General features: G+C 43.5%; 13 protein-coding genes and 3 pseudogenes. 9 read left to right on the top strand and 7 right to left on the bottom strand.

Annotated features, from left to right (window positions below):
• Positions 1–17: 17 nt before the first annotated feature.
• Together AB4H76_RS20270 and AB4H76_RS20265 are read right to left on the bottom strand one after the other, a co-directional pair.
• Positions 18–1,217, bottom strand: coding sequence for a restriction endonuclease subunit S (locus AB4H76_RS20270; protein WP_077492340.1), 1,200 nt, complete (start codon positions 1,215–1,217; stop codon positions 18–20).
• A pseudogene (locus AB4H76_RS20265) lies at positions 1,214–2,557 on the bottom strand (type I restriction-modification system subunit M); the annotation flags it as partial. The pseudogene AB4H76_RS20265 and the gene AB4H76_RS20270, both read right to left, overlap by 4 nt.
• Before the next feature lie 56 nt (positions 2,558–2,613).
• On the opposite strand from AB4H76_RS20265, the gene AB4H76_RS20260 reads away from it, so the two are divergent.
• Positions 2,614–3,776, top strand: a protein-coding gene (locus AB4H76_RS20260; protein WP_085947771.1) for an IS3-like element IS3 family transposase whose coding sequence is annotated in 2 segments (ribosomal slippage) — positions 2,614–2,875 and positions 2,875–3,776 — 1,164 coding nt in all. Because the reading frame shifts where the segments join, the coding sequence is not laid out codon by codon here.
• A 30-nt stretch (positions 3,777–3,806) separates the two neighbouring features.
• Here the strand turns inward: AB4H76_RS20260 and AB4H76_RS20255 are convergent.
• Positions 3,807–4,031, bottom strand: a pseudogene (locus AB4H76_RS20255) (type I restriction-modification system subunit M N-terminal domain-containing protein); the annotation flags it as partial.
• 306 nt (positions 4,032–4,337) lie between these two features.
• On the opposite strand from AB4H76_RS20255, the gene AB4H76_RS20250 reads away from it, so the two are divergent.
• The 3 genes from AB4H76_RS20250 to AB4H76_RS20240 all read left to right on the top strand — a co-directional run bounded on the left by AB4H76_RS20250 (position 4,338) and on the right by AB4H76_RS20240 (position 8,891).
• The gene (locus tag AB4H76_RS20250; protein WP_024225535.1) at positions 4,338–5,171 is read left to right on the top strand and encodes a DUF4942 domain-containing protein; all 834 of its coding nucleotides are present in this window, start codon (positions 4,338–4,340) and stop codon (positions 5,169–5,171) included.
• A 358-nt stretch (positions 5,172–5,529) separates the two neighbouring features.
• Positions 5,530–7,584, top strand: coding sequence for an McrB family protein (locus AB4H76_RS20245; RefSeq protein WP_047624341.1), 2,055 nt, complete (start codon positions 5,530–5,532; stop codon positions 7,582–7,584).
• Entirely contained in the window at positions 7,581–8,891 is a 1,311-nt protein-coding gene (locus AB4H76_RS20240) for an McrC family protein (RefSeq protein ID WP_063116564.1), read from the top strand. Before AB4H76_RS20245 ends, AB4H76_RS20240 begins: the two co-directional genes overlap by 4 nt.
• A 62-nt stretch (positions 8,892–8,953) precedes the next feature.
• Here AB4H76_RS20240 and AB4H76_RS20235 read toward each other — a convergent pair whose 3' ends face one another.
• Positions 8,954–9,826, bottom strand: coding sequence for a phosphorothioated DNA-binding restriction endonuclease (locus AB4H76_RS20235; protein WP_077492523.1), 873 nt, complete (start codon positions 9,824–9,826; stop codon positions 8,954–8,956).
• A gap of 136 nt (positions 9,827–9,962) precedes the next feature.
• Between AB4H76_RS20235 and AB4H76_RS20230 the strand changes: the two genes are divergently transcribed.
• Positions 9,963–10,613 (top strand): HNH endonuclease, encoded by a 651-nt coding sequence (locus AB4H76_RS20230; RefSeq protein WP_063116177.1) that lies wholly within the window; start codon positions 9,963–9,965, stop codon positions 10,611–10,613.
• Positions 10,613–10,702, top strand: a complete 90-nt coding sequence (locus AB4H76_RS20225; RefSeq protein WP_374758120.1) for a hypothetical protein — start codon at positions 10,613–10,615, stop codon at positions 10,700–10,702. Before AB4H76_RS20230 ends, AB4H76_RS20225 begins: the two co-directional genes overlap by 1 nt.
• Positions 10,703–11,034: 332 nt before the next feature.
• Here AB4H76_RS20225 and AB4H76_RS20220 read toward each other — a convergent pair.
• The 3 genes and pseudogenes from AB4H76_RS20220 to nanC all read right to left on the bottom strand — a co-directional run.
• Positions 11,035–11,379: pseudogene (locus AB4H76_RS20220) on the bottom strand (sialate O-acetylesterase); the annotation flags it as partial.
• A 286-nt stretch (positions 11,380–11,665) separates the two neighbouring features.
• Entirely contained in the window at positions 11,666–12,772 is a 1,107-nt protein-coding gene (gene nanM, locus AB4H76_RS20215; RefSeq protein ID WP_001355522.1) for an N-acetylneuraminate epimerase, read from the bottom strand.
• Between the two features lie 19 nt (positions 12,773–12,791).
• The gene (gene nanC / locus AB4H76_RS20210) at positions 12,792–13,508 is read right to left on the bottom strand and encodes an N-acetylneuraminic acid outer membrane channel NanC (protein WP_001443018.1); all 717 of its coding nucleotides are present in this window, start codon (positions 13,506–13,508) and stop codon (positions 12,792–12,794) included.
• 1,455 nt (positions 13,509–14,963) lie between these two features.
• Between nanC and fimB the strand changes: the two genes are divergently transcribed.
• The 3 genes from fimB to fimA all read left to right on the top strand — a co-directional run bounded on the left by fimB (position 14,964) and on the right by fimA (position 17,668).
• Positions 14,964–15,566, top strand: coding sequence for a type 1 fimbria switch DNA invertase FimB (gene fimB / locus AB4H76_RS20205; protein WP_000790583.1), 603 nt, complete (start codon positions 14,964–14,966; stop codon positions 15,564–15,566).
• 477 nt (positions 15,567–16,043) lie between these two features.
• Positions 16,044–16,640, top strand: coding sequence for a type 1 fimbria switch DNA invertase FimE (gene fimE, locus AB4H76_RS20200; protein WP_000044711.1), 597 nt, complete (start codon positions 16,044–16,046; stop codon positions 16,638–16,640).
• Positions 16,641–17,119: 479 nt separating this feature from the next.
• Positions 17,120–17,668 (top strand): type 1 fimbrial major subunit FimA, encoded by a 549-nt coding sequence (gene fimA, locus AB4H76_RS20195; RefSeq protein WP_000695543.1) that lies wholly within the window; start codon positions 17,120–17,122, stop codon positions 17,666–17,668.
• The last annotated feature ends 36 nt before the right edge of the window (positions 17,669–17,704 follow it).

Genomic DNA, 17,704 nt, shown 5'->3' with positions numbered 1-17,704 from the left:
TCTGTAATAATGGTCAATTAATTACTGACAGTTTCAGGTTTCGGGAAACTGAACAGTAAATCACGATAGTACTCGTATTGTTTCTGGCGCAACTCGATTTCACGCGGAAGACCTTCGGTAATCGAATTTGTTAAGATGTCAAATTTATCGAGAGTCGCTGCGATTCTAGCTTGTTCGTTATAAGATTCCTCCGGATTACCGGGGCATGGGAAGGGGATTTTAATGTCTTTGAGCATCGGTTTAGTTAGCTGGGGTATACCTGCCTCAGGGATTTTGTAATTATTCTCAATGGTTTTCATGAAGTAATAAGCGTACTTCAAGTTTAATTTAATTTTTGGCGTCAAGACCAGCAGTCGCACTATCGGAAAGAATGGTCTACTTCTATAGCTAGTCCATCCAATAGTACCTCTTGCAGATATGGTGAGACTCGGTTTCTCAATCTTGGCTCTGTCAGTCCATCCATATAGTGATTTATTACCTATACCGTTTGATAAAACGGGGATGCTGAATTCCTCGGTCTCAAATTCGGATAAGGCATCTTTTGGTGCATCGCCGCCTGCAACAATATCAAAAACATCATCCAATGCCTTCCACTCAACCTCACCCTCTTTAAACCTCAACAACTGGTCACGATAGTAGTTGTACTGTTTTTTACGCATGTTAAGCTCAGCGGTAAGCTCAGCTGTAAGTGCAGTAAATTTATCCAGAATCCGAACGATTTCAGACTGGATGGCAAGGGATTTTTCCGGATTATCCGGGCAGGGGATGGGGACTAACCTTTTTTCAATTGTAGTTTTGCTGATGTGCATCATAGTAGAACCAGTGCTATGTGCATCTTTAAGTGCTTTAGTATCCCATTGTAACAAGTAATATAGAAACTGTTTACAAATAAGATTCGAATCTGGAACCACTTTCCATATGTGATAATGGTAAATAGATTTACCCCCATGCCAAATTCTTGGACCAAATGATGCGGACCAAGCATATAAAAGGTCACCGTTATCACAATACTTGTCTTGATCTAATTCTAAATCTGAGTAATACCAATTTTGGTTAGTAAAAAAATTACCGACTCTCAATACTGGATATTTGCCTTTGGAAAGCAGTTCTTCTTGCTTATATGCTCTCCCGTTTATTAAACGACAAACTTTAGCCAATGGCAACCACTCAACCTCAACCCCATCCAGCAATTTTTCCAGATAACTCATCTCGCTCATTTCTGCACCTCGCAGCCTTCAATTTCAGCCACAATCGCATCAATATCTTTGCGCAACTGGTCGATTTTGCTGACCGTGGTTTTCAGTTCTGCATTCAGCTCACCGATATCGATAATTTCGCGGTTATCTTTCGCTTCCACATAGCTGCTCACCGACAGGTTATAGTCATTCGCGACAACAGTCTCAAACGCAACAGATTTCGCCAGATGAGCAACATCTTCCTTGCTGGCAAATACCTGCATAATTTTTTCTATATGGGCATCGGTCAGAATGTTGTTGTTAGTCTCTTTTTTGAACAGTTCGCTGGCATCAATAAACTGAACTTTGGTATCCGTTTTATGTTTAGACAGCACCAGAATATTGACGGCAATGGTGGTGCCAAAGAACAGGTTCGGTGCCAGTGAAATCACGGTTTCTACATAGTTATTGTCGACCAGATACTGACGGATTTTCTGCTCAGCGCCGCCACGGTAAAAAATACCCGGGAAGCAGACAATCGCAGCGCGACCTTTGGCCGAAAGATAGTTCAGTGCATGTAATACAAACGCAAAGTCAGCTTTGGATTTGGGGGCCAGAACGCCAGCCGGGGCAAAACGTTCATCGTTAATCAGCGTCGGGTCATCGCTGCCAATCCATTTCACCGAATACGGCGGGTTAGAAACGATGGCATCAAACGGTTTTTCATCTCTGAAGTGCGGCTCAGTCAGCGTATTGCCCAGCTTGATATCAAACTTGTCGTAGTTGATGTTGTGCAAAAACATGTTCATACGCGCCAGGTTATAGGTCGTATGGTTGATTTCCTGACCAAAAAAACCTTCTTCGATGATATGGTCATCAAACTGTTTTTTAGCCTGCAACAACAGCGAACCGGAACCTGCTGCCGGGTCGTAGATTTTGTTAACGTGGGTCTGGCCGTGCATTGCCAGTTGTGCAATCAGCTTAGAGACGTGCTGCGGTGTAAAGAACTCGCCGCCTGACTTACCAGCATTCGCCGCATAGTTAGAAATCAGGAACTCATAGGCATCGCCGAACAGGTCAATCTGATGTTCGTTAAAGTCGCCAAGCTTTAACCCTTCAACCCCTTTCAGAACCGCAGCCAGGCGGGCATTTTTATCCTTAACGGTGTTACCCAGGCGGTTACTGGTGGTATCGAAATCAGCAAACAAACCTTTGATGTCTGCTTCTGAAGGATAACCGTAAGCAGAACTTTCGATAGCAACGAAGATGCTGTTTAAATCTGCGTTCAGTCTGTCATTGGTATTTGCTTTCGCAGCTACGTTGCAGAAAAGCTGACTTGGGTAGATGAAGTAGCCTTTGGTTTTGATGGCATCTGATCTTACCCAGCAATAGTGGACACGCGGCTAAGTGAGTAAACTCTCAGTCAGAGGTGACTCACATGACAAAAACAGTATCAACCAGTAAAAAACCCCGTAAACAGCATTCGCCTGAATTTCGCAGTGAAGCCCTGAAGCTTGCTGAACGCATCGGTGTTACTGCCGCAGCCCGTGAACTCAGCCTGTATGAATCACAACTCTACAACTGGCGCAGTAAACAGCAAAATCAGCAGACGTCTTCTGAACGTGAACTGGAGATGTCTACCGAGATTGCACGTCTCAAACGCCAGCTGGCAGAACGGGATGAAGAGCTGGCTATCCTCCAAAAGGCCGCGACATACTTCGCGAAGCGCCTGAAATGAAGTATGTCTTTATTGAAAAACATCAGGCTGAGTTCAGCATCAAAGCAATGTGCCGCGTGCTCCGGGTGGCCCGCAGCGGCTGGTATACGTGGTGTCAGCGGCGGACAAGGATAAGCACGCGTCAGCAGTTCCGCCAACACTGCGACAGCGTTGTCCTCGCGGCTTTTACCCGGTCAAAACAGCGTTACGGTGCCCCACGCCTGACGGATGAACTGCGTGCTCAGGGTTACCCCTTTAACGTAAAAACCGTGGCGGCAAGCCTGCGCCGTCAGGGACTGAGGGCAAAGGCCTCCCGGAAGTTCAGCCCGGTCAGCTACCGCGCACACGGCCTGCCTGTGTCAGAAAATCTGTTGGAGCAGGATTTTTACGCCAGTGGCCCGAACCAGAAGTGGGCAGGAGACATCACGTACTTACGTACAGATGAAGGCTGGCTGTATCTGGCAGTGGTCATTGACCTGTGGTCACGTGCCGTTATTGGCTGGTCAATGTCGCCACGCATGACGGCGCAACTGGCCTGCGATGCCCTGCAGATGGCGCTGTGGCGGCGTAAGAGGCCCCGGAACGTTATCGTTCACACGGACCGTGGAGGCCAGTACTGTTCAGCAGATTATCAGGCGCAACTGAAGCGGCATAATCTGCGTGGAAGTATGAGCGCAAAAGGTTGCTGCTACGATAATGCCTGCGTGGAAAGCTTCTTTCATTCGCTGAAAGTGGAATGTATCCATGGAGAACACTTTATCAGCCGGGAAATAATGCGGGCAACGGTGTTTAATTATATCGAATGTGATTACAATCGGTGGCGGCGGCACAGTTGGTGTGGCGGCCTCAGTCCGGAACAATTTGAAAACAAGAACCTCGCTTAGGCCTGTGTCCATATTACGTGGGTAGGATCAATCGTCTTTAATGTCATCAGTAATTACGCTGTCATCCAGTTTCGCATAACAGATACTGTCATCACCGGCTTCAATATAGCTGGAAAAATTTTCGCTGATAAAACGATAGAAAAGCGCGCCCAGAACGTACTGCTTAAAATCCCATCCATCGACCGAACCTCTGACATCGTTAGCAATTTGCCAGATTTGGCGATGAAGCTCCGCGCGCTGCTGAAGACTGGTCATTTTTTATCCTTTGAATGTGTTTTTAACGTCGGCTTTTGCCGGGATTTTACCGGAAGTTGTTTGGTTTTTCAGATTTGTATGACGGCGAGGAGGGGATTCAGCATCAGATTGTTAGTGCAACTTACTCAGCATTCACCGCTTGAGTCAGGAGGCTACTTTATATGCCCATCGCCCATCCGTAGGTGATCAGATAATTTATTGCGAGTCACCTTCCCGATTTTCAATCTCATTATTTACCCAATCTTTCACCAGTGGATAATCCGTCTGCTACTAACGGCGAGTGTATTTTTTTACGGATGAAAGATTATGCAAACAGAAGCTGAAGTCTTAACCGATCACAACGAGATAATTCGCTCGACCAATATTGAGCGTATCGTCACAGGACGTGATAGCGCACTGAAGCTGATAGCGACGCTAATCCAAAAACTGGATGATATCTCCAGTCTGACATCCAGTATTGGCGGTGATGTGGCTGGAACCTGGGGAATGCGTAATGGATATGCCTTTGACTGCTGGTTGATGCAACCAACCGACAAAGCGATGTCGGCGATCACCCGCAATATCGATCGCAGCATCTGGCGCGATCTCATGCTGAAGTCCGGGATGTTGACTCTGATGGATGCCGAAGCCCGCAGTCAGTGGGCAAAGAACCTGGAGGAGGGCGATCTCCCGGCGATTAGCGAAGCCAACATCCTGAGTACCTTTGAACAACTCCACCACAATAAGCAGGACGTTTTCGAACGTGGGATTATCAATGTATTTAAGGGATTGAGCTGGGATTACAAAACCAATAATCCCTGTTATTTCGGTAAGAAGATTATCGTTAACAATCTGGTGAAGCATGACCGATGGGGTTACAGCCTGCACTGGGGCTGGCGAGGAGATCAGCTTGCCGATCTGGAACGGATGTTCTATCTGCTGGATGGGAAGGCTATTCCTGATAACCGCCATGATGTCTCCATCCGGTTTATGGATTTTGTGCGCGATAATCCGCATCAGCAGATTTTCGAAGATGAGTTGTTCACTATTCGCTACTTTCAGAAAGGCAGTGGACACATCACATTCAAGCGACTGGATCTGGTGGATAAGATGAATGACATTGTGGCGAAGCACTATCCGTCAGCGTTATCAGCAAAATGAATGTCGTATGTTTGCTTTCAATAATGTCGTTACTGGAACCCTCTGAATTTCGGCATATCCATTTACTGGAAACGATGTTTACCTAAAAACAGTTGATTCCCTATGCAACTAGAAACCTCACACAGGTTGAAAAACGAGTAGCGATTTTACGTATGAAAGAATGCTATAGCCTTCTCTGAGAGCCATCAACATCATGCGTTTTGCAGTTAAGTCATCAGATAAATGTGGTGGTTCCAGGGCAGAAGGTAATTTCAGGATGAAAGTTATTTTTTTTATCACAAAATTTAACATTTTTGAGATTAATCCGATAAGATAAGGCTATCCCAATTTCCCTCCCCCCTACATATTGGATTAAGAGATGGTTCAGGATTCATCAGCATTAGCCCCCTTCTTTCGTGCTCAAATTGAAAAAAATAATCAATACAATTCAGTTTGGGGCAAACACTACCGCCAGCTTGTAGAACAGATTCAGGCCGAAAAACCAAACTTTTCTGAAGCCACGATTCGGCAGGTATGGTATGAACGTGACAATGGTGTCTCCAGCCTGATGCAAGGAGGGATGTCATTGGTTGAATTTGAAAATGCACAAAAAGACCTTCTAACGCTCACCCGTCAGATAGCAGAAGAGTGTACACAAGAAAATTATAATCGGGTCATTGAACGCCTTATCAAACTTAAAGCGGACGGAGTATTAAATAAGGTATATAGGGCTCTTTGTAATCGTGCTTTTGCAGCAATATACCCATCAAAAATTAGCAGTGTCGTGAATGTTAATAATTTTTTTAGTTGCTACAATTATTGCAACAACCATTTCCAGCTAGGTCTTTCCGGAGAACGGGAGTGGCTGGCTCGCAATGTTGATCTTAAAGAAACGCTAAATCGTGCGCTGGGTGATGATATCGACCCTATTGAGCTGAATATGTCACTTTGGCATCTCTATGCGTATGAAATTCAGGATAAAAATGCTATCGGTTTAGTTGGAAGCGAAAGTGCTTTACAAGAAAATGAGCAAGAAGATGATGTTATAAGTTCGCCATTGCCTAAAAACACAATTCTCTATGGCCCGCCAGGTACAGGTAAAACATATCGTACTATTGAGCTTGCTGTACAAATTTGTGATCCGATCGCTTACTCCCTGCAGGAGGGTAAGGATGAGAGTGAAAAACGTCGCGAGTTGAAAAAGATTTATGATCAGCTTATCAAAGAAAATCGAGTGCGTTTTATCACCTTTCATCAGAGCTTTGGTTATGAAGAGTTTATTGAAGGTTTAAGAGCTGAGACTACTGATGACGGTAATGTAAAATACGAAATAAAAGCAGGTATTTTTAAGCAGATATGCGAGGATGCCGCCTTTGGTCATGCTGGTGCGCAGGAAATGTTGGATAGCGCACTTACTCGCCTACAAGAACGTTTATCTGAAGGTGAAAATATCACGCTGGAAACACAACAGGGTAAGGCCTTCCAGCTGACGTATAAAAGTCAAACCAACTTTGGAATTTTTCCGTCACAATCGAAAAAAGAGGATTTAGGACAGGGTTACAATGCCTATTTGAAGGATATTCGGCAAGTTTATCAGGATCCACGAGCAAAAGTACATAATCCATCTTATGTACGCAGTATCCTTAACTATTTAATTAATCAACGTTATCTGCCTCTGAATACTCAGAGCGTAGCTTCAGAAAAAAAGGAAAACTATGTTCTCATTATTGATGAAATAAATCGGGGTAATATTTCAAAAATTTTTGGTGAACTAATTACCCTTATTGAGCCATCTAAACGGGCTGGTGAGCCAGAATCACTTAGCGTATTGCTGCCATACTCTTCCACTCCATTTAGTGTACCGAATAACCTTTATTTAATTGGTACCATGAACACTGCTGATCATTCGCTTACTGCACTTGATACTGCACTACGTCGCAGATTTGATTTTGAAGCGATGCTGCCAGATATTACTGTTCTGAAAGATACTGTCATTAAAGGTATTGATCTGCCTCGTCTATTGCAGACGCTTAACGATCGCATCCAGGTTTTATACGATAGAGAACATATGCTGGGGCATGCTTTTTTTATCCCTGTTGTGCAGGCAAAAGAAGACGAAGCTCTGGCATTTGAAAGATTCAAACGGATTATGCGAAATAAGATACTACCATTGCTGGAAGAATATTTTTACAATGACTGGCAAAAAATTCGCATGGTACTGGCTGATAACCAAAAAGAGGAAGCACCAGATCTTCAATTTGTACGTGAGGTGAAATACCAGAAAAAGTATGCCGATCTCTTTGGTGATAACGGAACAGATGACTTGGGAACCAGTTTTCACCTGGCAGCAGAGGATGACAACGTTTGGGACAATCCAATCGCCTGGCAGCAAATTTATGCACCTCAAAAAGAAAAACGCAGGAGTGCGGAATGAAATCTTCCAGTCATTTCACTGTGTTCGAATACGGGCATTTAGTGAGTGAGGAAGGTGATGCCCGTATAAATAATGCGGTAGTGCTACCTGCAGACCTATTTAAATGGCTTGAGCTGCGCTGTCTGAAAGACGATGCTGATAATACTCATCGTTTGCTCACCCTTAGCAGCCGGAATGGAGTAAAAACGCTGCAGGTAAAAAACTATGCAGGAGTAATCTCACTGCCAGGGGGGCGATTTCTCGAAATCCTGCCTAAAACAGGTCAGGATAATGAGGATACTGTTCGTCAACAATTACTGATGATGTTACGTACGTTAAAATCATTTCGTCATATTGCCTCCTCTGAATCTGGCGTCAAAATATCTAAAATGCCTCTGATGGATATCTTTATTCAACAATTTATAGAGAGCGTGCGTAAGATTGTGCAGAGAGGGTTAAAACGTGACTATTTACGTCAGGAAGATAATCTTCCATGGATGAAAGGAAGATTACGGATCTCTGCACAATTAAGCAAAAACTGTATTAGGCGGGATCGTTTTCAGGTGGAGTATGACGAGTACAGTGTCAATCGTCTGGAAAACCGGATACTCAAAACTGCAATCAATAAGATTAGTCGCCAGACCAGTAATCCACAATTATTACAGCAGATAACACAGCTGCAGTTTCACTTTGAAAATATCACGTCAGTTCATGATGCTTATATAGCTTTCGAGCAGTTACACTTTGATAGACACATGCATCACTATGAGCAAGCATTAGCGTGGGCGAAGATGATTTTATTGGGCGATTCTCCACACTGTATGTATGGGGATGTTAATGCTTTTTCACTGCTTTTCCCGATGGAGGCTGTTTTTGAATCTTTTGTGACGACATGGATGCGTTATCGTTATTATGATAAATGGCGAGTGGACGCACAGGTAAGTTCAAAAAATCTGATTAGTTATAACGGTAAAGCTTTATTTAAGCTGCGGCCTGATATTTGTTTACGGCCTCGTAAAAGTACTACTGGTTCAGTTATTACCTGTGATGTTAAATGGAAGATAGTAAATGGCAGAAAGGACAGTCTTGAACAATCTCAAGCCGATCTCTACCAAATGCTTGCCTATGGATTGAATTACCAGGAGGGGGAAGGTGATATGATTTTGATATACCCCTATCATAACGGATTTAATCAGCCATCTCCTCATCCTTATGAATTTAGCCATCAGAAGGAAAATAGGTTACGTTTATGGGTTGTACCTTTCTTTATTGGCGAGAGTTTACAGACATCAGAGTTGCGTTTTCCTAGTGGGGCTGAATTTATTTAGTATTTGTAGGCTATCTCTTTATACAATTTATTTGTCTATTTGTATGCACAAGATAGCCTACCTCACCCCCTAAAAACCTCTTTCCGATGCCACTCCACAAATCCCTCATAAGGGTAATTTTTACGTACCTGCGGCAACGCAATAGTTTTCCCGTCAAAATCCCAGAATAGTTTCTCAACGATCCCTCCGCCGTTTACCGCATCTGATACCAGTACCCGCATATTTTCATCCAGGCCAATCGATCCTTTATCAAAGGCTTTATGGTGTATTGCACAAAGCGCCAGGCCATTAGGAATTTCACAAGGACCGCCGTGCTGTTTCCATTTTATATGCGCCGCTTCCAGCGCGACGGTGGTGTCGTCGTGGCGCATATTAAAGCCACATATCGCGCACTGGTAGTTATAAGCGCGTAATACATTTTTGCGAAATAACGGGTCGCGCTGTTTACGGATTTGCTGGAGATCAAAACCCAGCTCGTCAGCAATTTCTTCCTGAATACTCTCGGTGAAGTGCGCTTCGAGTATCTGTTGCGCCAGAGTATTGATAAGTTTTTTATTGCCGGTTACCGGGGCGTAGTGCTGTTCATCGAAACCGCCTGCAACGTGGTATTCGTTCAGTTCCTTCACTGGCGGTTGTCGGCTGCTCCCTGCTGTTGAGCAAAGCTCGGCATTGTGTAATTGCCAGAATCCGTCGCCTTGTAATCGCCAGAACGGCATATCAGGTCGGTACTGTGAACGCTGTGGCCCAAAACGTTCCAGTAAACTGTGCAGAGGTTCGTAGATTTCCGATCCATAATCGAAAAGGCGTGGATGTCCATTCAGGTATCCCGCTAATACGTATAGCAATAACAATGGCTTATGCGGCGCGCGCTGTTCACCCTTGTGCCAGATTTTTATGTTGGCAATTGCCTGCTGTAGCGATTTACTGGAAGCCATTGATATCCCTGGCAGTGAAATAATTGCGATCATGCTCGCAAATTTTCTGCTGTTCAAGCCTGCAAGTGAAGATATATTACTTTGATCTCATTTGTTTTTTTGCTGCTTGTTCTGAGAACGTATAAGGACATTCTCTATGAATAAACTCCCCGATCATCTTCCGCGGCGGTATATCATCGAAGCTATTCATTTATGGGATGCGGGAGAAACTCATCAGTTCCAGCCTGCACGGTTGTATGAGATTGAATATCATGGCCGACGTTACCCCTCGAAGGCGATTGCTGGCATCGCAGCGACATTGATGACGGGGACGCAATTTACCCCTGCGGATTTCACCGGCGGAATAAAATCTAAATGCGTCAAGCTACTTATAGATCAGGGATTTCATATTCATCAGGATAAAGCCGCTGCGGCTCCCATAGCCGATGTTCTGTTCCCGGATGAGTTGCCGTCGCAGGGGACCTACGTTGAAGGTGCGGCGATAAAGGTGACGGTAAACCGCTATGAACGCGATAAAAAAGCTCGCGAGAAAGCAGTCGAATATCACGGATGCCAGTGCAACGTATGCGGCGTTGATCTGGTGAAGATCTATGGCGATATCGCTGAGGGCTTTATCCATATGCATCACCTGGTGCCGCTTTCAGCCGTTAAAGAGGATTACCTGCTGGATCCAGTTAATGATTTGCTTCCTGTGTGTCCTAATTGCCATGCGATGTTGCACCTACGCAAACCACCGTTTACGCCGGAGGAGTTAAAAGCGCTGATGGATGCGAATAAATCAAATTAATGAACGCTCACCTTTCGCGCCAAAACTGCAAAATTGCTTCTACAAACTTGTCAGAAATAATCCCCCGACGGGCTGCCGCGCTGAAATGACTGCTTCGCAGTGCCGTCGTCCAGTTCTCCGGTGACCGGTACGCTGAACCGTAATATCCCGTGCTTAAATCGTCCGGATCTTCATCAGGCGCGTTCGTCAGTCCTCTTTCACCTTGTTGCTGGAAGTCGACGAAAATAATATTGGCTAAAACATTATTTTGATAATTGCCATAAATAGCTTCATACGCATGAGGGAAATTTTCTTTCCAGTACCAGGTGGTATCGCCGCAGAACCAGGGCGCATCAGTAATATTATTAAGCTGAGAATGGTATTGTTTTAGATCCCTACGAAAGGCTTCAACCATATGATTAAAGTGTTGAGGGTGTGACGCGTAGTCACTGGTCATTAAGTCAAATTCGCCTTGCATCCAGCATACGCCGAGGAATTTGTTCTGCGGATTTTTTGCCAGTGCGGCTCGCGTTCTGCTGACTAAATCCTGGTACAGCGGAGTATCCGTTCCCCAACGACAAGCATCATGGCTGGCTCCGTGCCGTTCTGAATATGTCCCTTCGCTGCCCGCGGTAAAAGCCGATCCGCCACGGCAACATGGAACGATGAGAACCCCTGCATTATCAGGAATAAAGGGTAGTAATTTCCGTGCAATATGCAGTGCCTGGCCAACGGTGCCGTACTGTGTTTGATGATTCGTTGCCAGAGGATGGTGATAACCCTGCATATCCTGAACATCGTGTGGGCAGTGAGTCAGTGGAATAATGTCGTTAAAGTGACATGACGGGCCTCCGGGATGCGTATGCGCAAATCTCGCTAATTGTTTAATTCTGGGATGAGGCGCATCTTCACTGTCCGGTAATGGCAGTCCTTCGCCATACGCCATGGCATTAGACTGACCAGCAACGGTAAGAACATAGTAATAATCGGGCGATATTATTGCGTCCATATAATTTTCGCGTAATTGAAATGGTAAATTGATAGCAGGGCCCCTTTACCGGGGCCCTGAAGCGTTAGTTTTGTACTGTGACTTTATTATCCTTCACAGTGATCAAAACTGAATCCGTCACCGCTTTGCCGCCTGCAGTTTCACCGCCAATAATTAATAAACTATTATTCCAGGGCAATGATACTCCGTAGGCCCGACCTTGCGATAATTCACCCGATTTATCCCATTTCCCGTTATGCCAAAGATGAATATCAGCGCTATATGATTTTTTCAGGCCTTCATGCGCATAGTTCTTACCGTTCTGGTAATTTTCTCGTGAACCTTTGAATCCGGCCCCTCCGGCAAATATAAGAGAATCATTGCTTACCCCCGCAAAACCGCCAGCGACGCCATCTGGTGATGAGACGGGAGCAAGCTTATTCCATTTTAAATTATTACCGGTGAAATCAAGTTCAAATACGGCATCCGTTCGCAATCCTGGTTTGGCTTCGCCATTAATAAGCCAGGTTTTATCACCTTTATTAACAACCGCCGCACCAGCCGTTCCGTACCAGGGAGATTCGCCAGCGTAACTCCATTGCTGTGTTGAGGGATCAAAAGACAACAGAAACTTATTGAAGAAATAATCTTCTGCTTTTTTGTCAAAATAGTGAGCGTTGATTTTATCTACAGCGGTTTGATCTTTTCCAGCCTCGTTGAGATCTTCAAAATAGCCATTGAAGATATTCTGGTTAACACCGCCAGTAACATAAGCCTTGCCGTTGTGTACAAAAGTCACATGGCCCGCCATGCCCACCGGCGCGTGCGACATCAATTTAACCCAACTATTGGTTTTGGGGTTGTATTTGTGTACATCATTAAATACCTGAGTCAAGCCCTCGCTGTTTTTGCCAATGCCGCCAAACACATACAGATTGCCATCAATAAATGCAGAGGTTGCTTGATCTCTTGGTCCACCAGGGAATGCAGCTAACGCTTTCCATTTTTTATCTTTGGCCTGTGTATCCAGCTTGTACCATGCCGTACCTGCGCTACCTAAACCAATGTAGACAGTGTCGTTATCAATTGCTCCGGTACCACTTTTAAATGGCACAGGAGTTTCCGGTAATACAGACGCGTTTGCGGCAAATGAAGCCATCATGATAGCAAGCGCCGTTATTGTTTTATTCATTGTGACTGTCTCCTGTCTACTACAGTTTAAATGACACACCAATGCGATAACTGTTTTCCGATAAATTATCTCTGCCGTTGTAAACACCCTGACGGTCAAGGTAGTCATATTCTATGTATGGCGTAATATCCGGCGTCATATGGTATTGTAGAACAAATGCATTTTCCGTCGCCCATTTCTTATGGTTTGCATAGCGATAATCGTTCTGTTTGCTGTATAGCGTCGTTTGCCATGCGAAGGTGAAATCACTATTAATATGGTAAGTGACATATCCATCCCAACGATGAACGTTATCACGAGACATATCACCGGATAAGTCTTGTTGTCGGTAAGCTTTCCAGTCGTAACGATAGCGAATGCCAAAATTAAGATCTTTTGTCGCGTCCCAGGACAGTTTTACGTAGGGTCCGTAGCGTGTGCCGTTGCTGCTAAAATGCGTTAACATTCCCGGGCGCACCGTCCATTGATCATCAAGTTTAATCGCGTAATTAACATCAACCTGAACATCATTGAGTGCGGCATTTTCCTTTTTATTATCATGAATGGTATTCCAGGTATTACTTTCCATACTTGCCCACCATCCATTTTGCCATCCCTCACTGACTTTGAGTCGAGTCTCATAGGCGTGGCTTCCACTACGATATCCACCACGTACGTCCAGTGTCGCAGCTTGAGAAATTAATGGTGACGAAAAGCACAGTAATAATACGCCAGAAAGTATTTTAGCCTTTTTCATAAATTTCACTCATTTGTAGGAAACAGAAAGCAATACAAAGCCCGCATAAACAATTAGCATTTATGTTGTGTAATATTTTTTTGCCAGGCTTATAGTGTCTTTGGCAACCGGTAGCTGTATTTTATATTTTTTGTATAAGGTCTCCTGTGAAAAATCTCTTTTCACATTATTTAAATAAACAGAGAGCCAGATTAAATACCTGAGTATAAAATCTCTTCTGATGTTTAATTGATTTGAATGTTCGTAAGCTATATCACTTACTCAATCCATTTTACCCAGAGTCATAAAATAGAGTGTCTGTTGATCTCATTTTCATATTCCTTTCAGACTGAAGTGCATTTTCATCACCCGATGTGAAAGAACTGAAGTGATGTTTGCCATAGATTGCGAGATGCCCTGTCTCATTGACTATCTTGGTGCACCTTTATACCTGTTATACCAGATCAAAAATCACGCAATCCATACAACAAAACCAGATTTGCAATTCGTGTCACAAAATATGTCGATATTTTTCTAAGAAGAAGATGCCATGTGAAGCCAAACGAACACTTGCGGAGGCCTTCACAAACCAAGGGTTGTTATTTAATTATATGTTTTATAAGTAATTTATTTAGAGTATAAACAAGGAAAGATTTGCAAGATAACTCAGTGGGCGTGGTGAAAATAAGTGTTTACCCGCCATCAGGCTGAGCATAATTCTCATCATGAAATATGTTTCCTGGTTTGTGGCTTGTAGCTGGTCACTCCTGAAGTCTCTCTGGAGAGGCTTGTTGATGTTGGTGTTTTCAGGATGATGTTTCACTTAGCTTGTTTGCCGAATAGCCCGGCGAACAGCTGTGATTGAGGAAGGTTTAAGTCGCAGTGACCAAAGCCATATTTACCAACGGATGCAGATGAAAAAATCATCTCCTGCTTTCCCCCATATCTCCAGGATAAAAAGGAATGTAACAATCTCATGAACTAAACTGACGAACCAGCCAGGAATAATCGCTAGGGACCTAAGAATTAGCCTGATAATAGCTACTAAGAAATTACTGCGTTCCATGAAATAGCCATTTTGTGGCAAATGGAGTTGTCTAATAATGTCATATGTGAGACGGATAGTTGAACGAATATTAAATTTTGCTGAATTTTTTATGTTGATTTTACTTGTTACAGAACATATCACATGATATATAGATAAGATTAGTTGCATTAATGATGAGGGTTATTATTAGATTCGTATCCGATTGATAAATATATAAAGGTACATAGCATGCAAGAGCATAGCGTTTGTATGGCAACGTTATTATAAGTAACTGTTGCTACTCCATTTAAGTTCACTCAGAAGAACTGGTCCACTTACGTTAGTTATTAAGCAAACGTTCGCTTTTATAAACATAATCAGGATAAAAATGTTGGATTATTGCTAACCCAGCACAGCTAGTGCGCGTCTGTAATTATAAGGGAAAAACGATGAAGAATAAGGCTGATAACAAAAAAAGGAACTTCCTGACCCATAGTGAAATCGAATCACTCCTTAAAGCAGCAAATACCGGGCCTCATGCAGCACGTAATTATTGTCTGACTTTGCTTTGTTTTATTCATGGTTTCCGGGCGAGTGAAATTTGTCGATTGAGGATTTCGGATATTGATCTTAAGGCAAAGTGTATATATATCCATCGATTAAAAAAAGGCTTTTCAACAACGCACCCGCTATTGAACAAAGAAGTTCAGGCTTTAAAAAACTGGTTGAGTATCCGTACTTCGTACCCGCATGCTGAGAGCGAATGGGTATTTTTATCGCGTAAGGGAAATCCGCTTTCTCGGCAACAGTTTTACCATATTATCTCGACTTCCGGTGGTAATGCCGGGTTGTCACTGGAGATTCATCCGCACATGTTACGCCATTCGTGTGGTTTTGCTTTGGCGAATATGGGAATAGATACGCGACTTATCCAGGATTATCTTGGGCATCGCAATATTCGTCATACTGTCTGGTATACCGCCAGCAATGCAGGGCGTTTTTACGGCATCTGGGATAGAGCCAGAGGACGACAGCGTCACGCTGTTTTATAGAGATAGTTGAGATACCAGGGATGGTGTTAAAAACTACATTATTCTTACGATATATCAAAAATGATTAACCATTTATTAATTGATGTTATTGTAAGTGTGATTATTAATTTTCATAATAAACATTAAGTTAACCATATCCATACAAAATACAATGGTTTATGTTCTTAAAAATAAATAAACAAAATCATTCATAAATTTACACATCACTTAAATTCTCCTGTTTCCGCACTTTTTTCTTTATTTTTTAAGCAACTGGAAGTTAATCCACTGCAATCTATTGTTATATTGAATCAAATCAATGAAAATAGATGTTATCACATCAGTGATATTTTATTTTTGTATGATATTTAATGTAATTGACTGATAGCCACATCACTTCGTGTGTGGTTATCTTTTTATCTATTGGGCTAATTTTGACCGATTGAGGTTTCCTATAGGTATTCATTCAAATATATCTCAGTTAGGAGTACTACTATTGTGAGTAAACGTCGTTATCTTACCGGTAAAGAAGTTCAGGCCATGATGCAGGCGGTTTGTTACGGGGCAACGGGAGCCAGAGATTATTGTCTTATTCTGTTGGCATATCGGCATGGGATGCGTATTAGTGAACTGCTTGATCTGCATTATCAGGATCTTGACCTTAATGAAGGTCGAATAAATATTCGCCGACTGAAGAACGGATTTTCTACCGTTCACCCGTTACGTTTTGATGAGCGTGAAGCCGTGGAACGCTGGACCCAGGAACGTGCTAACTGGAAAGGCGCTGACCGGACCGACGCTATATTTATTTCTCGCCGTGGGAGTCGGCTTTCTCGCCAGCAGGCCTATCGCATTATTCGCGATGCCGGTATTGAAGCTGGAACCGTAACGCAGACTCATCCTCATATGTTAAGGCATGCTTGCGGTTATGAACTGGCGGAGCGTGGTGCAGATACTCGTTTAATTCAGGATTATCTCGGGCATCGAAATATTCGCCATACTGTACGTTATACCGCCAGTAATGCTGCTCGTTTTGCCGGATTATGGGAAAGAAATAATCTCATAAACGAAAAATTAAAAAGAGAAGAGGTTTGATTTAACTCATTGATAATAAAGTTAAAAACAAATAAATACAAGACAATTGGGGCCAAACTGTCCATATCATAAATAAGTTACGTATTTTTTCTCAAGCATAAAAATATTAAAAAACGACAAAAAGCATCTAACTGTTTGATATGTAAATTATTTCTCTTGTAAATTAATTTCACATCACCTCCGCTATATGTAAAGCTAACGTTTCTTTGGCTCGACGCATCTTCCTCATTCTTCTCTCCAAAAACCACCTCATGCAATATAAAAATCTATAAATAAAGATAACAATAGAATATTAAGCCAACAAATAAACTGAAAAAGTTTGTGCGCGATGCTTTCCTCTATGAGTCAAAATGGCCCCAAATGTTTCATCTTTTGGGGGAAAACTGTGCAGTGTTGGCAGTCAAACTCGTTGACAAAACAAAGTGTACAGAACGACTGCCCATGTCGATTTAGAAATAGTTTTTTTAAAGGAAAGCAGCATGAAAATTAAAACTCTGGCAATCGTTGTTCTGTCGGCTCTGTCCCTCAGTTCCGCAGCGGCTCTGGCCGATACTACGACGGTAAATGGTGGGACCGTTCACTTTAAAGGGGAAGTTGTTAATGCCGCTTGCGCAGTTGATGCAGGCTCTGTTGATCAAACCGTTCAGTTGGGCCAGGTTCGTACCGCTAGCCTGAAGCAGGCTGGAGCAACCAGCTCTGCCGTTGGTTTTAACATTCAGCTGAATGATTGCGATACCACTGTTGCCACAAAAGCCGCTGTTGCCTTCTTAGGTACGGCAATTGATGCTACGCATACTGATGTACTGGCTCTGCAGAGTTCTGCTGCAGGTAGTGCAACAAACGTTGGTGTGCAGATCCTGGACAGAACGGGTGCTGCGCTGGCGCTGGACGGTGCGACATTTAGTTCAGAAACAACCCTGAATAACGGAACCAACACCATTCCGTTCCAGGCGCGTTATTTTGCAACCGGGGCCGCAACCCCGGGTGCTGCTAATGCGGATGCGACCTTCAAGGTTCAGTATCAATAACCTACCCAGGTTCAAGGACGTCATTACGGGCAGGGA

It is taken from the genome of Escherichia sp. UTM R2 (genome assembly GCF_048593455.1).
Lineage (GTDB): Bacteria > Pseudomonadota > Gammaproteobacteria > Enterobacterales > Enterobacteriaceae > Escherichia > Escherichia coli.
The sequence above is the reverse complement of the archived record's forward strand: the minus strand, read 5'-3'. Positions and strand labels throughout refer to the sequence as shown.